Below are 20118 nucleotides of genomic sequence, written 5' to 3'. Positions count from 1 at the left end.
TGTAGTGGGCTCACCAGATTGGCGGGGTCCACTACGACCAAAGTGGTAGTTCAGCGCGGGGCAACGCGGGCGGACAAGGGCGATCCCGTCGTGAGAAAGCCTCGCAGGAGCAGGCCGAACAGCAGTGCGCCGCATCCGCCAATCACGAACAGCACCGGAAAGCCAAGGCGGTCGACGACCTGTCCCCACACCAGGACAGCCAGCGCCTGGGTGCAGAACAGGCAGGATGCAAAAAGCGTCACGGCGGTGGGCTTCAAGTCTGGCGCAAACTCGGTAGCTGCGGTCTGCATGATGTTCAGGGCGGCGTAGTAGCCCGGGCCTGCGGCCAGGCAGGCGAGTGCAACCTGCCACGGCTCACGCACCACCGCCAGCGACGTCAGTGCCATGCAGAGCAGGACGCCTGCGCAGAGCGCCAGCCTGGGCAATGGCGTACGTTCGAGGATCTTCGGCGCGAATGCGGCGTACAGCAATCCGCCTGCGCCAATGCACACCGTGAGCAGTCCTGCATCGGACAGCGTCATTTGCGTGGTGTGGCGCAAGCTTGCGACGACGAACGAGAGCACACCCGATCCGAACGAAGCCAGCAATGTGGTGAGACCGAGCGTGGAGAGCGCACCGGGCGACTGCAGGGCCGTCACCACGTACCGCAGCGTAATCGTCCCCGGCTGTTTCGGCATCGCCGGTGGCGTGGGCGAATGGCGGCGCAGGGCAAGCAGCGAAATCAGAAAGCCGCAGGAGAGGATGACGAACGTGACGCGCCAGCCGACGGTGTCTGCCATGCGGCCCGCCATCCATTGGCCCGCCATCAAGCCGGTAATGGTTGCCAGCGAAAAGCGGGCGATGGCACTTTGCCGGTTCACCAGCGGCACGGTTTCCGCAATGCGGGCCAGGCACAGTGGTACGATCCCGGCGGCACTGGCCCCGGCCAGGGTGCGGAAGACGAGGAGGGTGTGGTAGGAATCCGCCAGCGCGACACCGAGGTTCATGAGGGTGCTGCCCGCCAGCGCGTAGAGCATGACGCGAACGGTGCCGTGGTGCTGCGCGAGCGGGCCAAATACCCATTGCATCAGTCCATATGCCAGGAGGAATCCGGTCAGCAGGGTGCTGGCGGTGCCGATGCTGACGGCGAATTCCCGGGCGAAGACGGGGATGAGGGTGTCGGTGGCGCGCACCGATGCAGCCGAGAAGAAGCCGCATGCACACAGCGCCAGTCGCTCGCGAATCTGAGGAGGCATGGGGATCAACAATGTGGCAAGGAATGCGGAGGGCAGTTACGTGCCGAGGCCAAGCGCCTTGCGGACACACGGGAGCAAGCTGGCGCCGAGCCGCGACTTCTTGATGAAACCGCTCGCGCCAAGATCCAAGACATCGGCAAGGGTGCGTTCGCTTGCCGAGGCCGACATGAAAATGACCGGCAGGCGGATGCCGCGTGCCAGCAACGCCTGGTACATGGCAATTCCGTCCATCACCGGCATCCTGATGTCCGCCAGCAGGCAGTCCGTGCCACCCCATCCTTCTTCATTCAGGAAGTCTCGTGCCGACGCATAGGATCGAGGTGTCATGTCCAGCGAGCGAATCAGGCTGGCGAGGGAGTCCCGTACGGCATCGTCGTCTTCCACCACAGCAATCACGGGTCGGGGGTTCACGGATGGTTTCCGGGGCGATCTAACACGATGAGATAGTAGGCGAGCCGCGGAGCGCTGACCATAATACTGCGGTATGTATCCGTGGTACCCGGTGTTCCCCGACCTGACCTCGCCCGACGGACTGCGGCGCCGAACCGGCGCCTGGCCAACCCTGCGAATCTCCATGAGGTCCGGATTTCCAAGCCAATTTCATGACCCCGCTGGACGACAACACGATCAGTTATCTGCTCGAAGGTGAGAGCTGGTTGTTGCGAGGCTTTGGCAACGATGCCGAAGCGCTGCTGATCGCCGTGGCGAATCCCGCGCTTCCTGTGCTTGCACAGGAGAGGCGGCTCGCACGCGAACTGCAGCTCCGTTCCCAACTGTCGCCTGACTGGGCGGCAGTGCCCGTCGCGTTGACCCGCTTCTCGGGTCAGCCAGCATTGCTGCTGCGCGATCCCGGCGGCTATCCGCTGAAACGGAAGCTGGGCCAGAAGCTTTCGCTCGAAGAGTTCCTGCCCCTGGCGGTATCGCTGTCGTCCGCCATTCACCGGATGCACGCCGCCGGCATCCTGCATCGGGACATCACGCCCTCCCACCTGCTGGTAAGGCAGGGCGGGCAGGCGTACATCACCGGCTTCGGCATTGCGCAGCGCATGTCCGAGCCCTACAGCGCAACCGAGATGGCGCACATGGTTGGCACTCTGGCCTATCTGGCGCCGGAGCAGACCGGGCGCACCACGCACGAAGTGGATGGGCGCGCGGATCTGTATTCGCTGGGTGTCATCTTCTTCCAGTTGCTCACCGGCGTGCTGCCGTTCGACGCCTCGACGCCGGCCGAATGGTTGCATGCGCATCTGGCGATGCGTCCGCCAGATCCGGCGGGGTATGTCACCGAAATCCCGCCAAGGCTCTCCGGCATCGTGTTGAAACTGCTCAACAAGACACCGGACGACCGCTTTCAGGATGCCCGGACGTTGCATGACGAACTCCAGTGCTGCCTGGATGAATGGATCACGCATGCACGTATCTCCAGCAAACGCCTGCACGCATCCCGTGCGGTCGAGACCGGTCCGCAGACTGCAAAGGATTGCCTGGCGCTGGGTCGGAATGCACTGCACCGCTCGGCTTACTCGGCCGCGCGCACCGTCTTCTCCGCAGGGCTCTCCCTGAGCAGCGACCCGGAGACCGCCTTCGCGATTCACCTGGGGTTGGCGGAGTGCGATTTCAGGACGGGTGAGGCCGATACGGCGCGGCAACGGCTCCAGGACCTCGCCGCGCACTGCAGCGATCTGGTGCGCCTGGCCGAGGTGGTCCGGTTGCAGATCGCGGTGCATACGGCGCTGGATGCCTCGAACGAAGCGGTTGCGCTTGGACTGGCCTATCTTGCCCGCTTCGGTCTGGTGCCAGACGCGGATATCGACGCGCAGATCGACAGCCTCTACGCGCGGCTGATCTCGGGATTCGATCACGATGGCACACGAAAGCTGCTGGCCTTGCCGGCGATGCAGGACGAGGGTTGCCGTGCGGCCATGAGCGTGCTGGCCGAACTGATGTCGCCAGCATCCTTCATGAGCCGGCATCTGCGCGATCTTGTGCCCGCCTGGATGACGATGCTCAGCATCGAGCGTGGCAACGCGCCATCGTCGTGCATCGCCTATGTGCACCTCGGCATGGTCATGGGGCCGCGCACGGGACGGTATGAGACCGGTTACCAGCTTGGCCTGGCGGGAGTGGAACTCTCGCGCGGAGAGTTGTCCAGCCCGTTCAGGCCCAAGGTGAACATGTGCTTCGGTGCCTTGCTGTTGCCGTGGACGCGTCCTTACGCGGAGGGACTGGAATACGTCAGCACGGCCTATGAGGAAGGCAGGCGGGAGGGAGATGTCAACTTCGCGGCCTATAGTCGCAACCAGATCGTGTCGAACATGCTGGCGAGCAGCGTGCCGCTGCACGAGATTCGCCGCGAGATCGACTTGGGCCTTACGTTCGCGCGGGAGATCGGGCTGCGTCGGGTGGTCGACATCCTGCTGACGCAAAGCGGTTTCATCGACACGCTCAACGGGCGCGGACGGGATTTCGGAGAGATTATCCCGATCGAGTCCCGCCGGCGCGAGTTCGAGCAGCGCATCGCCGGTGATCGCTCGCTGTCCGTGGCAGCGTTCTGCTACTGGGTCAGAAAGCTCCAGGCCAAGTTTCTGGCCGGCGACTACGACGCCGCCTGGGAGGCCAGGAATCATGCGGCGCCGCTGGAATGGACCGCCGCATATTTTCCCGAGGTGGTGGACTTCCATGTCTATGGCGCGCTCGTCGCCGGAGCGCTCGCCGATTCCGTCGGCGCGGCGGGCAAGGCGTCGTTGCGCACGCTGGCATGCGCGGCATTCGACGCGCATCGTGCGCGTGTAGACGAGTACGCCGCCCACGCCCCGAGGAATTTCGGCGGCAAGCAGCGACTGATCGAAGCGGAACACGAACGCAGGCAGGGTCGCCAAATGGGGGCGCTGCGGCTGTATGAAGCGGCGGCAAGTGTCTCGGCGCTGGATGGTCATCTGCAGGACGAGGCCCTGGCCTACAACCTGGCCGCCAGATGCTGCTTCGATAGTGGTCTCGACAGCGTGGGTGGCATGTATGTCGAGAAGGCGTGCGAGGTGTATCGCACGTGGGGTGCCGATGGTGTCGTGCGTTACCTTCGCAAGTCATGGCTGAAGGAGGGGGCGGGCCAGGGCGCGATGCGCCAGCGGCCGGAAGCCGTGACGACAGGCACGCACCTTCACGGAACGCTGGCCATGCTGGATATCGAGGCGGTCATCCACGCCAGCCAGGCGCTGGTCGGGGAGGTCGATCTCGAAAGGCTGTTCGCTCAGTTGCTGACGAACACGTTGCGCCATGGTGCCGCAGAGAGCGGTGTGTTGCTGCTGCAGGAAGACGGCCGTACTGTGGCTGTGGGCGCCGCGCGGCTCAGGGAGCAGGAGATCGTTGTCTCCCGGGCCAGCGACGACGTGGCGTACAACAGGGCGATACTGGCGTACGCATTGGCCGATGGAAGCGATCTCTTCATCAATGATGCGCGCCATCATCCCGTGTTCTCCTACGACGATGACATTCGTCGCCGCAATGTGCGGTCCGTCGCGTGCCTCCTGCTTCAGAAACAGTCGAATCCGATTGGCCTGCTCTATCTGGAGAACAACCAGATCTCCGGTGCGTTCACACCGGGCCGCTCGGCCTTGCTGACCATGCTGGCCGCGCAGGCCGCGATGGCGATCGAGAACGGAAGGCTCTATAGCCGGCTGCTGGCAGAGAATGCAGACCGGCAGAAAATGCAGGTGGAACTCGCACACGTATCGCGGGTGACCAGTCTGGGCGAGATGGCGGCTTCCATCGCGCATGAAGTAGGGCAGCCGCTGGCGGGCATCCTGACATACGGTGATGCGTCGCTGAGGTGGCTGGATCGCCAGCCGCCCAATGTCGAGGAAGTCACCGCCAACATCCGGAAGATCATCAACGAGGGGGTCCGGGCGGGGGAAATCATCCAGCGCGTCCGCGACCTGGCCACGAAGGATACGGGCCGGTTCACGGAGCTTGACGTGAACGCACTGGTGCGGGAGTCCGTGACGCTCGTGCAGTTTCAGGCCAACGCCCAGCACGTGGACATATCCGTGCACGGCGAGGATGCGGTGCCGCCCGTGCGTGGCGACCGTATCCAGCTCCAGCAGGTCATCATCAACCTCGCGGTCAATGCCATCCAGGCCATGGCCACGCTGCCGCATACGCGCTCCAGGAACCTGCGGCTGGCAACCAGCCGGTCCGGGGAGAATGACGTGCTGATTCGCATCGAGGACAGCGGTCCCGGCATCCCGGACAGTGCGGTCGATCGGCTCTTCGATGCGTTCTTCACCACGCGCGCGGAGGGCCTGGGCATGGGGTTGTCGATATGCCGCTCGATTGTCGACGCGCATGGTGGCCGGATCTGGCTGGAACAACACGCGGGAGACCGCACAGGTTGCGTTTTCTTCGTCTGTCTCCCGGCGGCATCCGCCGGGAACGCGCCGGAGCAATACCACTTTTAGCTAACTTTCGGCCCGCCCGGAAGTGCTGTAGTCTCGCCGCCAGACAGACCGGGAGTCTGTTGCAAAGCTACGGCGGCAAGGCCCGCCGCAGTGGCAGGCATCTGAATGGGGCATTGTCGTCGTCCCGTCCGGTGCATGCCGCTGCCTGATGGCAATGATGGGCATGACAGGGGGAAGTGCGATGGACAATGCCGCAGACACGCGCGACACCAGGGCGCAGGCGCTCGTCGTCGTCGTGGACGATGACGAGGTCGTGAGGGACTCGCTGACAAGCCTGTTTCGTTCGGTGGATATGAATGTCCGAACATTCATGTCGGCGGATCAGTTGCTGGCATTTCCTCTGCCCGATGTGCCGACCTGCATCATCCTGGACGTCCGTCTGAAGGGCACCAGCGGCCTGGATTTGCAGACGCAACTGAAGGCCCAGGGCAAGAGCGCGGGCATCATCTTCATCACTGGATTTGGTGATGTCCCGATGACCGTGGCGGCCATGAAGGCGGGCGCCGTCGATTTCATCACCAAGCCATTCCGGGACCAGCAGTTGCTCGATGCGGTCAATGCCGCGCTGGAAGTGGACGGCTCACGGCGGCTGGGGCAATCGCTCAGCCACTCCCTGAAGGATCGCTTCGAAGCGATGAGCGAGAGGCAGAAAGAAGTCATGCAACTGGCCGTTGGGGGGCTTCTCAACAAGCAGATCGCGGACCAGCTCAACATCAGCGACGCCACCGTGAAGATCCATCGCCGGGAGGCGATGCGGAAGATGCAGGCGCAGACGTTTGCCGATCTGGTGATCATGGGCCGGGAACTTGGCCTTGCGGCACGGCGCGGTAACGGCAGTTAAACAATGCTCCAGCCAATCGGAGCCAACGGTGGGTGACATGAAACTTGATGAAGTGGAACAGGGTCCAGGTCTGATACTGGTCGTGGATGATGATGAGCCGCTTCGCAAGAGCCTGGACAACCTGCTCAGGTCGGTGGGCTTCGAAGTGGCGCTGTTCGAGTCGGCAACCGAGTTGCTGTCGTTCCGCTTTCCGGACGTACCCACGTGCATCCTGCTCGATGTGCGGTTGCGCGGGCAGAGCGGACTGGACCTGCAATCCAAGCTGGCGGCGCTCGATGTCGATGCGCCGATCGTCTTCATGACCGGCTTTGGCGACATCGCCATGAGCGTTACGGCGATGAAGGCGGGGGCGCACGATTTCCTGCCGAAACCGATTCGCGACCAGGACTTGCTGGATGCGATCAATGGCTCGCTGGACAAGCATCGCACGATCCGCGCCGGACGGGAAAAGCAGTTGCAGATCGCGGCATGCTACAAGACGCTGACTGCGCGCGAGAGCCAGGTGCTGGGTTATGCGGCAACCGGTCTGCTCAACAAGCAGATTGCCGCTGAACTGGGCATCAGCGAAGTCACCGTGAAGATTCATCGCGGCAACGTGATGAGGAAGATGAACGCCAGGAATTTTGCGGAACTCGTGCTCCAGGCGCAGCAGCTTGGACTGTGCGCGGTGGAACCGAAGTAACGCGCCAAACAGTAAGAACGCAAGCGCGGGAGATGCGGGCATTTCAACGATGCCCGCATCTCCCGCCGTGGCGATACTCAAGCGTTCAGGAACGCCAGCAGCTCCGCATTGATTTCATCGGCACGCGTGAAGCACATGCCATGCGGCGCACCGGGAATGACCTTTAGCGTCGCATTGGGCGCGATCTTGACCGACAGTCGGCCCGCATCGTCGATCGGCACGATCTGGTCATCGTCGCCATGCAGGATCAGCGTGGGGATGGTCATTTTCTTCAGGTCCTCGGTGTAGTCCACTTCCGAGAATTCCTTCACGCACAGGTAGTGAGCCAGAACGCCGCCCAGCATGCCCTGTGCCCAGAACGTATCGATCGTACCCTGGCTGACCTTTGCGCCCGGACGGTTGAAGCCGAAGAACGGCAGCGCCAGTTCCTTGTAGAACTGCGAACGGTTGCCGGCCACGCCCGCGCGGATACCATCGAACACTTCCAGCGGCAGGCCGCCCGGGTTCTTTTCCGTCTTGATCATGATCGGCGGCACCGCGCCGATCAGCACTGCCTTGGCCACGCGTGCGGTGCCGTGGCGACCGATGTAATGCGCCACTTCGCCGCCGCCGGTGGAGTGGCCCACCAGCGTGGCCTCCTTGATGTCGAGCGCATTCAACACGGCAGCCAGGTCATCGGCGTAGGTATCCATGTCGTTGCCTTGCGCAGGCTGGTCCGAACGGCCGTGGCCGCGACGGTCGTGGGCGATGACGCGGAAGCCCTTCTGCACCAGGAACAGCATCTGGGCGTCCCAGGCGTCGGCGTCGAGCGGCCAGCCGTGGGAGAAGACAACCGGGCGGCCAGTGCCCCAGTCCTTGTAGAAGAGACGGGTGCCATCCTGCGTGGTGATGTAGCTCATGATGTGTCCTTGTGTGATGGTGGTGTGGTGGTGTGGTGGTGCGGTGGTGATAGACCCCAGAATACGGATTCCATCGGTGGCGTGCTTCCGGCATCGGGAACGGGTTTTCGTTGCGCACGCTCCAGAAGCAAAACGTCCGCCACCAGGGCGGACGTTTCATCGACAGGTCATGCTCGATACGCGATGTGGAGGTGCGATCAGTCCTTGTCTGGCGGCGTGCCCGGCACCACGGGCCGGCGATCGCGTCGCAGTGAGGCCATCGCCACGTCATCCAGGTCAAGGTGACCCTGCACCAGCGCAGGCGGTGTCAACGCCATCCACTGGTTCAGCGAGATGTCGGTGCAATGCTTGCTGTTGAACACGTTGATCACCCGCATCGTCGTGGTGCCGATGTTCTCGATGTAGTGCCCCATCGTGCGTGGCACGAAGCCCACATCGCCGGCCTGGAAGTTGAACGTGCGTGCTTTCGACGTGGCGTCGAACACCGTCATGCGGGCCTCGCCTTCGAGGTAGTACTGCCACTCGTCGGCATCGGGGTGCCAGTGCAGTTCTCGCAGGCCGCCCGGCTCCAGTTCGATGATGAGCGCCGACAGCGTGGTGGCGGGGAAATCGCGCGAATCGATGGTCTTGACGGAGCCGCCCTCGTAGTGCGCCGGGGCATGCTCCGATGCATGCCACGTGTAGGCCAGCGCGGGCGGACGGTCGGGCAGTTGCTGCAGCACCACGTCGAGCGGCTCGGGTACTGGCTGGCGGAAGATGTACTTCTCGGATTTGGGAATGTTGGCAAAGTGCTCGGCATCGATGCCGAAGTTCTTCGCCAGCACGCTCGGCGGCGTGTGCGCCATGAACTCGGTGATCAGCAGCGTCTCGTTTTCCGAGAAGTTGCCGTCGTCGAACACCAGCAGGAATTCGCAACCGCCTTCCAGTCCCTGGATCGAGTGCGGGATGCCGGTGGGAATGAGCCATACGTCGCCCGGTTTCAGATCGTCAACCACCACGCTGTAGTCCGAGTCCACCACGGTGAGCCGCACGTTGCCTTGCAGGATGTAGGCCCACTCGGCTTCCTTGTGCCAATGCAGTTCGCGCACCACGCCGGCATCGAGGCGCATGTTCACGCCCGCCATCGACTTGGCGATGGGCAGTTCGCGCACGGTAACTTCGCGCGCCCATCCGCCATCTTCCAGGCGGTTGTGGGCCATCGCAAACGGGAACTTCAGGTTGGGGATGGACCCGTTGTCGGTGTCCGGCGGCATGAGGATGTCGGGGTTCTGCAGATCCAGTGCGACATTGCGCGGGCCGGGATCGGTGGCGCCTCGGGTGCCCCGGACGGGCTGGACGATCGCGTTGTCGGTGTTACCTGCGTATTCGGCGTTACTGGCGTTATTGGCGTTATCGGCGTTGCTGGCGTTATTGGCCATGATGCGGCTCCTGTATCGATGAAGGGGATCGATCGAACGGCGGGGGCTTGCTGTTTCGTTTCGAATCGCATCCATCGTGAGCCGATGACGCCAGGTGCGGCTTTGGGAATGCCCGCTTATTTCGTCGATGCCGTATCGGTCATCGGGGGCAAATGCAGCGGCGACATGACCGGCAAGGCAAACCGGAAAGCAGTGTGGCCGGCTTCGTCGCGACTGACCCACAGTCGCCCGGCGTGCGCCTCGACAATCAGCTTGCAGACGCTCAGCCCCATGCCGAGTCCTTCCTCCTTGGTGGTGAAGAGCGGCTCGAAGATGCGCTCCGTGGCTTCCGCGCCCAGCCCCTTGCCGGAATCGCGAACGGAAACCTCCACCCAGTCTCCCCGCTGCGCGGAGCAAATGGAAAGCAACCTTGCGTCGGGCGTCAGGCCCGCCATGGCCTCCAGCCCATTCACCACCAGGTTGCCGATCAACTGCTGGAGCTGCAGCTTGTCGCCGACGATCTGCGGAAGCTGTGCGGCGAGGTCGAGCTGGATGCGGACTTTCGACCGCACGGCATCGGGCTGGAAGATCTGGACCGTGGTTTTCACGAGGGCATTCAGGTCCAGCGGCTCCGTTCTCTCCGCGTGCTTCTTCAAGAGGGAGAGGATGCCCAGGATGATGGCGCCGGCGCGGTGGCCTTCCAGCACCAGGCGCTCGATGGAGTCGCGCGCTTCATCGACATTGGGCGTTTCCTTGTTCAGCCAGCGGATGGCCGCGCTGCCATACGCCACGATGGCCATGAGCGGCTGGTTGATCTCGTGCGCGATCGACCCTGCGAGCGCGGTCAGTGCGGTGACCTTGGAGACGTGGGCAAGTTCGGCCCGGGCGTTTTCAAGATCCTCTTCCGCTCGCCTTCTTTCCGAAAGGTCCAGCACGAAGGTCACGCGTTGCAGCGATTCCTCATCGAGACGCGTGGCGGTCACCAGCACCGGCGCGCGGCTGCCATCGCGGCGGAAGAACTCGCGTTCCAGGGGGGGAAGCACGCCACCACCGCTGAACTGCGCTTCCCGATTGCGAATGACCGGCTTCCATTCGTCGGGCGTCAAGGCATCCAGCGAAGCCGGCAACGAACTCTCATGGCCGGCATAGCCGACGATCTTCATGAAGGCTTCGTTGGCTTCCAGAATCCTGCCGCCGCGCTCCCAGACGACGATGCCGAGAATGTTGGTGTTGAGCACCTCGCGGACATGCGATTGCCGCGCTGCCGCCTCGTGGACCCGGGCATTGTGCAGCGACGTGGCAGCGAGCGAGGCGAGGAAACGGAATTCGGCTTGCTCCGCCGGTGTCAGTGCGTTGGGTCGATCGACAAACACAACCGCCACGACATTGCCGGCGGTTTCGGCAGGCAGGCAAACCAGCGAGGGATCGGTGGGAACAGCCACCTGCGACGAGCCTTGCGTGGTCTGGAGGACGTCGCTTGCCAAGGCCAGCGGGAGGCGGTCGGCCCCAATGGGGAGCCGCTCCTGTCCGTTTGCCGACAAGATGCGGGCTTCCGGCAGGAAATGTCCGCCAACGGGGTCGCAGAAGAACATGCCCACTTGCCGTGCCCGAAACCGTTGCATGGCGGCCAGCAGAAAGGATCGCACGACCCCTTCCACGTTCAGGTTGGACCCAATTGCATGGGTCCAGGCGATGGTCGCCTCCAGATCCAGATTTTCCATCTTCGGGCTGACAGGGTGTAAGGGGACTACACGACGGGGGCTACACGAGGGAACGACAACGGGACCCGCAACTATACCTGCGAGCTTGGGCCTATGGGACTACGACCTTTGTCGTAGTGGCACGCTGCCACACACGGCGCGAAGTCGTTCGCATACGAAAACCGTCGGGCGGACGAGCCAACCCGGCTTCGGCGGGTCGATAACAATGAGGCGACGGACGCGGCATTGCGCGACACACGCCACGCGTCGTCATTCCACTCGCACCGCCTCATGAAGGAGCTTCCCATGGCGCTACCAGCCGCATGTCTCAAGCAAGGGGAGCAGGCGCCCGATTTCCGCCTGCATGCCACGCCCGACCAGACGGTGTCGCTGCATGAGCTGCGGGGCCGCCCCGTCGTGATCGCTTTCTATCCGGCGGACTGGAGTCCGGTCTGTGGCGATGAAATGAGCCTCTTCAATGCGGCTCGCCACGAGATCGCGTCCCATGGCGCCGTGCTGCTCGGTATCTCGGTAGACAGCGTATGGAGTCACGTCGCTTTTGCCGACCAGAAGAAACTGCACTTCCCGCTGCTGGCCGACTTCGAGCCGAAAGGCGGCGTGGCGCGTGCATATGGCGTCTATCGCGAAGCGGATGGCACATCGGAGCGCGCGCTGTTCGTGATCGATGGCGACGGTGCAATTCGCTGGAGCTATGTGTCGCCGCTGGCAATCAATCCCGGCGTCGATGGGGTGCTCGCCGCCCTCGGTCAATTGCAATCGGATACGCAGACACTGGACAAGGAGTTGTCATGACCCGCCTCACGGTTCCCGTCGGTCCCGCCGACCACATCCAGGGTGCAGCGGATGCGCCCATCGTCATGGTCGAGTATGGCGATTTCGAATGCCCGTACTGCGGGCGCATGTATCTCGTCATCAAGAATCTGCAGCAGGCGCTAGGGCCCCGCCTGGCGGTAGTCTTCCGGCATTTTCCGCTTGTGGACATGCATCCGCATGCCGGTGCCGCGGCGCTGGTGAGCGAGGCGGCGGGGCAGGCTGGCAAGTTCTGGGCGATGCACGACCGGCTCTACGAGAACCAGTCCGCACTGGAAGACGAGGATCTGCTGCGCTATGCGCGCGACCTGGGCGTGCCCGACGCCCTGACGCAGCGGGCATTCGCCGGCGACTTCGAGAGCAAGGTGGAAGCCGATTTCCGTGGCGGCATGCACAGCGGCGTCAATGGCACCCCTACGCTGTTCCTGAATGGCACACGATATGACGGGGAACCGGACACCGCATCGCTGCTGAACGCGATGAAGCGGTTGCTGCGATAGGCAAAGAGAAGCATCTGTCAGCTATTTGCCGCTTCGCGGATGGCAGGCAGATGCATCGTGATCGTGGTGTGGCCGGGCTGGCTCGTTGCATGGATGTTGCCGCCGTGGGCCTCCGCGATCAGCCGGCAGATGGCCAGTCCCACTCCCATGCCGTCCGCCCGCGTACTGAAGAAGGGCGTGAAGACGCGTTCCAGATCCGCCGGCACGATGCCTTTGCCGTTGTCGGTGATCGCGATGACCACCTGGCAGACGCCATGCCGCCGCGCCGACAGCCGCAGTGCGGCCGTGCCTTGCGGGCAATGGCGCACGGCATCCATGGCATTGAGCAGCAGGTTCAGCACGACTTGCTGGATCTGGACACGATCTCCCTGGATCAGGGGCAAGCCGGCCTCGATGTCGATCTCGGCGGCGATATTGGCTTCCTGGAGCGCGGCTTCGATCAGGGGCAGGACATCGGCAATGGCCGAGCCGATGGCAAACGGCTGGCTGGAAGCGGGTTCGCAACGCATCAGTGCGCGCAGGCTGCGGATCACGCGTTCGGCGCGTTCGGACTCTCCCTGGATACGGCGCACCCCTTCGTCGATCTCCGCCAGATTCGGGATCTCGCGGTGCATCCAGCGCTGGATCGCATACGTTTCCACCTGGATCGTGGTCAGCGGCTGGCGGATTTCATGGGCGATGGATGCGGCCAGCGTGCCGAGCGTGGACACGCGCGACAGGTGGACGAGGTGGGATTCCCAATGCCGCATGGTATGCAGGGCGTCAGCATTGCCACAGGATGCGGCTTCGGCCGCCAGGATGCGCTGCTCGAATGCCTGCGCCATGTCGCGCACCAGTTGAACCGCCTCCGAGGTGGGCGAAGGGGCATCACGGCGCGCGGCGGGGTAAGAGTGTTCGGCGGCGATCATGCGGCAAGTCCTTTGAATCCAGTGGCATGCTGGACTTTACGAGCGGATGCCGCCAGTGGATAGAACCGCTGTGCCGCTTTTGTACAAACGTGTGCTTGGTCCCCGCAATGTGCCGCACGCGAGGTGCCATTGACGGGTCAATCTCGCGTCAATGTCGCTTCTGTCGGCGCCATTCGCGCGGATTGGCACCGACCACCCGGCCGAAGGTCCGTGTGAAATGGCTCTGATCGGCAAAGCCGCACAGTTGGGCGATTTCGCCAAGCGGCAATTGGGTGTGGTGCAGGTAGTGCTGCGCGCGTTCGATCCGCTGCAACACCATCCAGCGATGCGGGGGCATGCCCACGCTCGTACGAAAGGCTTTGGCGAAGTGCGCACGCGAGACGCCGCAGGCTTCCGCCAGGGTTTCCAGCAGGACTTCACCGTCGAGGTGCGCCATGATCAGTGCCTTGGCGCGTTCCTCCTGCCACGGGGCCAGCCCGGCCTGCACGCGGCGCGATGGCACCTGCACGCCGCTGTAGTGCTGCACAAGATGAGCGCGCAGCGCCAGCGCCATGTGGTCGACGAACAACGCCGAGGCGTGTTCGGGATGCGCCAGCGCGGGAAGCAGCGCCAGGCTCAGGTGGTGGACCACGGGGTCGGCCACGGCAAGATGCGGCGGGCAATGCAGGTGTTGCACGGCGCGGATACCCAGATCCTTGGCGGTTTCGGTCAGTGCGGCCTGTGGGATATAGAACTGCATGCAGTCATACTCGCCGATCAGGTTGGCCGACCAGTTGCGCTCAAGGTCGTAGATGGCCAGCCAGCCCGCGCCATAAGGTACGTGCGGCGCGGGTTTGCCCGCGAGCCACAGTTCCTGCTCTCCGAACGGCTGCAGTTGAAGAATGACGAGGTAAGCGGATTCCCGTTCGTACGGGTCCGTCAAGCCGGAGTGGCGCCGGTTGGTGTTGACGCGGGTGATACCGACTGGCGAGTACGGCAGGGCACGGCTGACGATCGTCTGCGTGACGTCGGCGTGCATGTGCTCGGAGTATTGCCAGGTGGTGTCGGTGTCGGCCATGATGATATCGAGGCCCGACGCTGGGAGAAACAGGGGCGTGGCAGTCGGGCGCTAACAGCCGGCATTTAAGCACAGAAGCGCGCGGCTGCCACGATCGGGGGCGGCGGACATCGCCCCCGGTGCCTGTCAGACCTTGCTCTCGACCCACAGGACGCGTTGCTTGACCCACGACTTCACCTTGCTGGCGAAGTTCTGCTTCGGCGTCTTCTTGCACTCGTCTACGAGCTTGTCCACGATCTGCGGTTCATCCACCACGATCTCGTCGTTCTCGCGAACGCCGTGCTTGTCGACACTGGCTACCCAGTAGACAACTGCCGGCTTGTAGGCTTCGCTCACCGACAGGAAGTCCTCGCAGGACATCTTGAACGGCTTCACGGTTTTTGCGTCGGTCTTTGCATCGCTAGTGGCTGCGGAGGAGATCAGGGGTACGGCGAGGAATGCCAGCGCTACGGAAAGGGTGGACAGTTTCATGATCGCTCCAGATTGGTGTGTGATTGCCATGACAGGGTCATCACGGTCGAGAGCGATGGTAGGGAAGTTCTTTGAGAGGCCCTTTCAAGGATGCACTATCGATTCCGGAAAGACGGAATGGCAAGGGTGTAGACGGTGGGGCGTCTTGGGGCCGGCCCTGGGAGTTGAAATCAGACTCCCAGGGCCACCGCACACACCAACCATCAGGCCGGCTGCCCAAGCAACTCCATCTTGCGGGATTCAAGCTGCGTGGCAACGTCGCGCAAGTCGATCTTTGCCTTGATCACCGCAGGAAAGAGTTCGCCTTCCTCTTCTTCCACATGGTGTCCCACGTATTCCGTCAACACCTTGTAGTTGGCCTCCAGCATCTCCGCGTCATCCTGCTCGATGGCGGCGATCAGGTCCTTGGCAACGCCATGTTCGACCTTGGCTTCATCGAGCATGTCGTCGAGCTTGTCTGAGGCGCCGCGCAGGGCGGGATAGAAAATCTCCTCCTCGATCTGCGCGTGGACTGTCAGTTGCTGGCAGGTTTCCTGGGCGATGGATCGCTTCTCGGCCAGGCCGGATGCCGCTTCGAACTGCTTGAACAGTTTCTTGACGGCGCGATGGTCGTCCATCAGCAGGCCGATGGCCTGGCGTTGTTCGACTGGTACTTTTGACTTGTCCATGTCGGTTCTCCGTGGGGAATTTGCATCAAGTACGCTGCTTGCCGTGTCCGCCATGGGATGGGGATCGAAGGCATGCGAGCGACGCAAATTCCATACCTTTGCCAATGGCGCGAAAAAGGCGGAGCATGAGGGCATGGCGGACGGGTGCTGCCCGTCCGGTTCGCGGCATACCCACGCCCGCATGTGATCTGGAATAGGCTAGAATCCGCCGCGCATCCTGGCGTTTGGCGTGGTGGCGCTCCGTGCTTCCGGAGGGAATGTCTCTCGTCATCGCCAATCAGGCAGCAGAACGTATCGCGCGGCGCCGTACTGCGCCGCAGAGGGCTCGGAGACATCATGGCAATAGCCAGCAGCAGCGCAATCGGTCGCAAACATTCCGGCCCTGACTTTCCGGTGGTCGGGATTGGCGCCTCCGCTGGGGGCGTGCCGGCGCTTCTGCAACTGTTCGAGTCCACGCCCTCGTCCACGGGCGCGGCGTTCGTGGTGGTGTTGCATCTGTCGCCGGATCACACGAGCCACGCGCACGACGTCATCCAGAACGTCACCAATCTGCGCGTGCGTCAGGTGGCCCATTCGGTGCCGCTGGAAAAGGAAAACGTCTACGTCATTCCCCCTGGCAAGCTGCTCTCGATGGTGGACGGGTATCTGCGCCTGACCGATCCCGAACCGCCACGTCTGCCGCCCACCAGCATCGACGTGTTCTTTCGGAGCCTGGCCGATGCCCATGGGGACCGAGCGGTAGCCGTCCTGCTGTCCGGCTCCGGCGCCGATGGGTCCGTTGGCATCGCGCGGGTGCGCGAGCGGGGCGGCATCACCATCGCCCAGGACCCCGCCGAAGCCGAGTACGCTGAAATGCCGCGCAATGCCATCGCCACGGGGGATGTGGATCTGGTGTTGCCGGTCATGGAGATCGTGCCGCGCCTGCTGGAACTGGCGAGAAATGCCGCCGCCATCGATTTGCCTTCGCCGTCCGACGCTGCGGACGACGACACCGAAGAGTCCCAGTTGTCGCCCTCGTCGGACAAGGCGGTGGACGACATCCTCGATACGCTGCGGTCGCGCACCCGTCACGATTTCTCGAACTACAAGCGCGGGACGATCCTGCGGCGGATTGAGCGCCGCATGCAGGTCAACGGGCAGCAGACGGTGCAGGAGTATCGGCAGTACCTCGTCGCGATGCCCGAGGAAACCTCGAAGCTGCTGGCCGACTTGCTGATTGGGGTGACGAACTTCTTCCGAGATGCGGAAGCCTTCGACGCGCTGGAGGACACCCTGCGCAAGGAGCTGCTGCGCAGGCTCCACGACCGGGAAGAGATACGCGCCTGGGTGCCCGCCTGCGCCACCGGGGAGGAGGCCTTCTCCGTCGCCATCATCCTGGACGAATTCGCACGACGCCTGCCCCATCGGCCGCGCATCACGGTCTATGCCAGCGATGTGGACGAGCATGCCATCGCCATCGCACGCGCCGCCAGCTATCCGGCCGCGATTGCCAACGACATTCCGGAGGCGCGGCTGGCACAGTATTTCAACAAGGAAGGCGACCGCTATCGCCTGGTGAAGTCGCTGCGCGACACGGTGATTTTCGCGGCGCACAACCTGCTGCACGATCCCCCTTTCTCGCGCGTCGATCTCGTGTCGTGCCGCAATCTGCTGATCTACCTGGACCGCCGCGCGCAGACCCAGGTCCTGGAGGCGTTTCATTTTTCGCTGCGGCCCAACGGCCTGCTGTTCCTCGGCACGGCGGAATCCGCGGATTTCGCCCAGGAGCTTTTCACCCCAGTGCTCAAGCACAAGCGCATCTATCGGGCGCAACCCGGCGCGGTGAGCTCGGGGCTGGCCACGTATGCCAGCCTGCAGGCGCATACCTATTCCGGGGGCGGCCAAACGTATTTCTCCATGCCAATCGATGTGAAACAGATGGCTGCCACGCCGCCGGGCCAGGCGCGATCGCTGGAACTGTTCGGGCCACCCATCATCGTGATCCACACGGACGGCACCATCGTTCACCGGTCGGCCAATGCCATCCGGCTGACGGCCGATCCGCAGCATGCGCGGGCGGTTAACCTCTTCGACATCATCCGGGAAGATGCGCACGCCCGAATCCGCGCGGCCATCCGGCATTGCACCGGCGTGCGGGGGCGGCGCGACGAGAGCGCTGTGCCCATGGCCACGGCGTCCGGCGAGGCGATGGTCGACCTGTCATTCCGCGTCTACCGCGATCGGGCGCGGGACGAAGACCTGATCTCGATTACCTGCGACATCCTGACGCCGCTGCCCGAGGGCGAATCGGCGGCCGAGGACCCAGCAGGCGAGGAGACCATGGATACCCTGCGGCAGGCACTCGATGGCAGCGAGGCTCGCCTGCGCACGTCGCTGGAGGATGTGCAGAACTCCACGGAAGAGCTCCGCGCGTCGAACGAAGAGCTGCAGGCGATGAACGAGGAGTTGCGCTCCGCCACCGAGGAACTGGAAGCGAGCCGCGAGGAACTGCAATCGCTCAACGAGGAGCTTGTGACCGTCAACTCCGAGTTGCTCGCCAAGGTGCAGGAAGCCGCCCGCGTCAGCGACGACTTGCAGAACCTGATTGCACTAGTGGGCGTGGCAACGGTGTTCGTCGACCGTACGCTCAACATCAAGCGCTATACGTCGCCGGCGGAGACGCTGTTCAACATCCTGCCCGGAGACCGTGGCCGGCCGCTGCAGCATCTGACGCACCGGCTCGATTACCCCGACATGGTCGAGGACCTGCGGGCCGCGTTCGAATCCCTCAAGAAAGCCGAGAAGGAAGTGCGCAGCAAGGATGGCCGGACCTTCCTCGCCCGCGTCATTCCGTACCGCACCGATGACGACCGCATCGACGGCGCGGTGCTGGCGCTGATCGACATTTCCGAGCAGAAGGCCGCGCAGAATGCCGCGCGCGTCAGTGAGGAAAAATTGAAGCTGGCCGCGCAGGAGACGCACGACTTCGCCATCATCCTGCTGGACGATCAGGGCATGATCGTGAGCTGGAACGTGGGTGCCACGCGCATCTTCGGGTTCCGCTCCGAAGAGATGCTGGGCAAGCCGCTCGATGCCATCTTCACGGCCGAGGATGTCGCGGCGGACATGCCGTTGCACGAACGGAACAAGGCGCGGACCAACGGGCGCGCCGAAGACGAACGCTGGCACGCCACCAAGAGTGGCGAGCCGGTGTTCTGCAGCGGCTTCCTAAGCCGCATCGACGTACCGGGCTTCTCCGGTTTCACGAAGATCGTCCACGACGCCACCCGGCGCAAGCTGATGGAAGGGCAGAAGGACATGGTGCTGGCGCAGGAGCGCGCCGACCACTCCGAAGTTCGCAAGCTCAGTCGCCTGAAGGACGAGTTCATCGCGATCCTGTCGCACGAACTCAAGAACCCGCTGAACCTGATTCATATGAAGGCGGAAATGCTGGCCCGCATTCCGGAGGCGCAGCATATCCGGCGTGTGCAGGAGGTGTCGGACTCGATCCAGAAATCCGTGCTGACCCAGGCGCAGATCATCGACGACCTGCTGGATTTCTCGCGCATCCAGACCGGCAAGCTCACGCTGCGCTTTGCACCCATCGATATGCGAGGCGTCGTGCAGGCCATCGTGGAAGCCGTGCAGGTGGATTTCACCCGGGCGGGCATCGTACTGGAAGTCGATGCACCACCCGAGCCATTCATCATCCACGGCGACCGCGTCCGGCTCGAACAGATCACGTGGAACCTGGTCACCAATGCGTTGAAGTTCACGCCGGCTGGCGGCAAGGTGGTCATCCGGCTGCAGCGTACGGCCGTGGCGATCAGCCTGGAGGTTATCGATACCGGCGTGGGTATCGCCAGTGAATCGCTCGGCACCGTCTTCGACATGTTCCAGCAGGCGCGCGACGTGACCTCACGTGCGCGGACCCATGGTCTCGGCATTGGCCTGTCGCTGGTACGTCAGCTTGCGGAACTGCATGGCGGACGCGCCGAGGTATTCTCGGATGGCAGAGGGCAGGGGACGCGCTTCGCGGTATGGCTGCCTACGGACGCGTCCTTTGCGCATCGCCAGGCAGGCGACAGGCCGGCCGACCTTTCCCTGTTCGCCAACCTGCGTGTCTTGCTGGTGGAGGATCACGAGGACTCGTTGCAGGCGATGTCGGACCTGTTTGCGCTGTACGAAGCGCGCGTCACGGGTGTGCCCAACGCCACCCAGGCGGAGAAAATCGCGAACGAATCGGTTTTCGATCTGGTGGTCACGGACGTGGATCTGCCCGACATGGACGGCTATTCGCTTGTCAGGCAATTGCGACGGCTCCCCCGTTGTGCTGACATTCCGATGGTTGCGGTCACCGGCCGACCCGTGCCGCAGGAAGAACCCCTGGCGCGGGAGGCAGGCTGCGATGCCTGCCTGGCCAAGCCGTTCAACCTGCAGGCACTTGCCGAAGTCATCGTCCGGCGGCGGGGGGCAGGGAAGTCGCGATGAGCTGG

Annotated in this window: 15 protein-coding genes; 6 read left to right on the top strand and 9 right to left on the bottom strand. The window is 63.5% G+C overall.

From position 1 onward, the window contains the following. Nucleotides 1-50: 50 nt before the first annotated feature. Together FFS21_RS10905 and FFS21_RS10900 are read right to left on the bottom strand one after the other, a co-directional pair. On the bottom strand, nucleotides 51-1235 hold the full coding sequence (locus FFS21_RS10905; protein ID WP_137924858.1) for an MFS transporter: 1185 nt from the start codon (nucleotides 1233-1235) through the stop codon (nucleotides 51-53). A 36-nt stretch (nucleotides 1236-1271) separates the two neighbouring features. Further along, nucleotides 1272-1646, bottom strand: a complete 375-nt coding sequence (locus FFS21_RS10900; RefSeq protein ID WP_171020376.1) for a response regulator transcription factor — start codon at nucleotides 1644-1646, stop codon at nucleotides 1272-1274. 191 nt (nucleotides 1647-1837) lie between these two features. On the opposite strand from FFS21_RS10900, the gene FFS21_RS10895 reads away from it, so the two are divergent. The 3 genes from FFS21_RS10895 to FFS21_RS10885 all read left to right on the top strand — a co-directional run bounded on the left by FFS21_RS10895 (nucleotide 1838) and on the right by FFS21_RS10885 (nucleotide 7212). Continuing rightward, nucleotides 1838-5689, top strand: a complete 3852-nt coding sequence (locus FFS21_RS10895) for an ATP-binding protein (RefSeq protein ID WP_137924856.1) — start codon at nucleotides 1838-1840, stop codon at nucleotides 5687-5689. A 148-nt stretch (nucleotides 5690-5837) separates the two neighbouring features. Next, a complete protein-coding gene (locus tag FFS21_RS10890) occupies nucleotides 5838-6530 on the top strand; it encodes a response regulator transcription factor (RefSeq protein ID WP_349304713.1) in 693 nt (230 codons plus the stop codon). A gap of 37 nt (nucleotides 6531-6567) precedes the next feature. Continuing rightward, on the top strand, nucleotides 6568-7212 hold the full coding sequence (locus tag FFS21_RS10885; protein WP_137924855.1) for a response regulator transcription factor: 645 nt from the start codon (nucleotides 6568-6570) through the stop codon (nucleotides 7210-7212). A 77-nt stretch (nucleotides 7213-7289) separates the two neighbouring features. Here the strand turns inward: FFS21_RS10885 and FFS21_RS10880 are convergent, their stop codons facing one another. From FFS21_RS10880 to FFS21_RS10870, 3 genes are all read right to left on the bottom strand, one after another. Further along, nucleotides 7290-8111, bottom strand: a complete 822-nt coding sequence (locus FFS21_RS10880) for an alpha/beta fold hydrolase (RefSeq protein WP_137924854.1) — start codon at nucleotides 8109-8111, stop codon at nucleotides 7290-7292. A 197-nt stretch (nucleotides 8112-8308) separates the two neighbouring features. Continuing rightward, nucleotides 8309-9529 carry a cupin domain-containing protein gene (locus FFS21_RS10875; protein WP_137924853.1) on the bottom strand — a complete coding sequence of 407 codons (1221 nt, stop codon included), beginning with the start codon at nucleotides 9527-9529 and terminating at the stop codon, nucleotides 8309-8311. 116 nt (nucleotides 9530-9645) lie between these two features. After that, nucleotides 9646-11229: a sensor histidine kinase gene (locus tag FFS21_RS10870; RefSeq protein WP_137924852.1), complete on the bottom strand. Its 1584-nt coding sequence runs from the start codon at nucleotides 11227-11229 to the stop codon at nucleotides 9646-9648. A gap of 285 nt (nucleotides 11230-11514) precedes the next feature. On the opposite strand from FFS21_RS10870, the gene FFS21_RS10865 reads away from it, so the two are divergent. Both FFS21_RS10865 and FFS21_RS10860 read left to right on the top strand, forming a co-directional pair. Beyond that, the gene (locus tag FFS21_RS10865; protein WP_212745232.1) at nucleotides 11515-12021 is read left to right on the top strand and encodes a redoxin domain-containing protein; all 507 of its coding nucleotides are present in this window, start codon (nucleotides 11515-11517) and stop codon (nucleotides 12019-12021) included. Then, nucleotides 12018-12539 (top strand): DsbA family protein, encoded by a 522-nt coding sequence (locus tag FFS21_RS10860; protein WP_137924850.1) that lies wholly within the window; start codon nucleotides 12018-12020, stop codon nucleotides 12537-12539. Before FFS21_RS10865 ends, FFS21_RS10860 begins: the two co-directional genes overlap by 4 nt. Before the next feature lie 17 nt (nucleotides 12540-12556). Here the strand turns inward: FFS21_RS10860 and FFS21_RS10855 are convergent, their stop codons facing one another. From FFS21_RS10855 to FFS21_RS10840, 4 genes are all read right to left on the bottom strand, one after another. Next, nucleotides 12557-13447, bottom strand: coding sequence for a sensor histidine kinase (locus tag FFS21_RS10855; RefSeq protein WP_137924849.1), 891 nt, complete (start codon nucleotides 13445-13447; stop codon nucleotides 12557-12559). A gap of 148 nt (nucleotides 13448-13595) precedes the next feature. Further along, complete coding sequence (locus FFS21_RS10850) at nucleotides 13596-14504, bottom strand: AraC family transcriptional regulator (RefSeq protein WP_137924848.1); 909 nt, start codon at nucleotides 14502-14504, stop codon at nucleotides 13596-13598. Between the two features lie 126 nt (nucleotides 14505-14630). Further along, on the bottom strand, nucleotides 14631-14975 hold the full coding sequence (locus tag FFS21_RS10845) for an HdeA/HdeB family chaperone (protein WP_160472644.1): 345 nt from the start codon (nucleotides 14973-14975) through the stop codon (nucleotides 14631-14633). A 203-nt stretch (nucleotides 14976-15178) separates the two neighbouring features. Then, nucleotides 15179-15643, bottom strand: a complete 465-nt coding sequence (locus tag FFS21_RS10840) for a hemerythrin domain-containing protein (protein ID WP_137924846.1) — start codon at nucleotides 15641-15643, stop codon at nucleotides 15179-15181. A 336-nt stretch (nucleotides 15644-15979) separates the two neighbouring features. Between FFS21_RS10840 and FFS21_RS10835 the strand changes: the two genes are divergently transcribed. Beyond that, nucleotides 15980-20113 (top strand): chemotaxis protein CheB, encoded by a 4134-nt coding sequence (locus tag FFS21_RS10835; RefSeq protein WP_137924845.1) that lies wholly within the window; start codon nucleotides 15980-15982, stop codon nucleotides 20111-20113. Nucleotides 20114-20118 lie beyond the last annotated feature (5 nt).

This window comes from Cupriavidus sp. 2SB (assembly GCF_005503625.1).
In the GTDB taxonomy this organism is placed as follows: Bacteria; Pseudomonadota; Gammaproteobacteria; order Burkholderiales; family Burkholderiaceae; genus Cupriavidus.
The sequence above is the reverse complement of the archived record's forward strand: the minus strand, read 5'-3'. Positions and strand labels throughout refer to the sequence as shown.

Bases quoted from the DNA above. Each gene is read 5' to 3' on its own strand.
- FFS21_RS10880 (WP_137924854.1), bottom strand. From the start codon at position 8,111: ATGAGCTACATCACCACGCAGGATGGCACCCGTCTCTTCTACAAGGAC.
- FFS21_RS10870 (WP_137924852.1), bottom strand. From the start codon at position 11,229: ATGGAAAATCTGGATCTGGAGGCGACCATCGCCTGGACCCATGCAATT.
- FFS21_RS10860 (WP_137924850.1), top strand. From the start codon at position 12,018: ATGACCCGCCTCACGGTTCCCGTCGGTCCCGCCGACCACATCCAGGGT.
- FFS21_RS10850 (WP_137924848.1), bottom strand. From the start codon at position 14,504: ATGGCCGACACCGACACCACCTGGCAATACTCCGAGCACATGCACGCC.
- FFS21_RS10865 (WP_212745232.1), top strand. From the start codon at position 11,515: ATGGCGCTACCAGCCGCATGTCTCAAGCAAGGGGAGCAGGCGCCCGAT.
- FFS21_RS10835 (WP_137924845.1), top strand. From the start codon at position 15,980: ATGGCAATAGCCAGCAGCAGCGCAATCGGTCGCAAACATTCCGGCCCT.
- FFS21_RS10855 (WP_137924849.1), bottom strand. From the start codon at position 13,447: ATGATCGCCGCCGAACACTCTTACCCCGCCGCGCGCCGTGATGCCCCT.
- FFS21_RS10840 (WP_137924846.1), bottom strand. From the start codon at position 15,643: ATGGACAAGTCAAAAGTACCAGTCGAACAACGCCAGGCCATCGGCCTG.
- FFS21_RS10875 (WP_137924853.1), bottom strand. From the start codon at position 9,529: ATGGCCAATAACGCCAGCAACGCCGATAACGCCAATAACGCCAGTAAC.
- FFS21_RS10890 (WP_349304713.1), top strand. From the start codon at position 5,838: ATGGCAATGATGGGCATGACAGGGGGAAGTGCGATGGACAATGCCGCA.
- FFS21_RS10885 (WP_137924855.1), top strand. From the start codon at position 6,568: ATGAAACTTGATGAAGTGGAACAGGGTCCAGGTCTGATACTGGTCGTG.
- FFS21_RS10845 (WP_160472644.1), bottom strand. From the start codon at position 14,975: ATGAAACTGTCCACCCTTTCCGTAGCGCTGGCATTCCTCGCCGTACCC.
- FFS21_RS10905 (WP_137924858.1), bottom strand. From the start codon at position 1,235: ATGCCTCCTCAGATTCGCGAGCGACTGGCGCTGTGTGCATGCGGCTTC.
- FFS21_RS10895 (WP_137924856.1), top strand. From the start codon at position 1,838: ATGACCCCGCTGGACGACAACACGATCAGTTATCTGCTCGAAGGTGAG.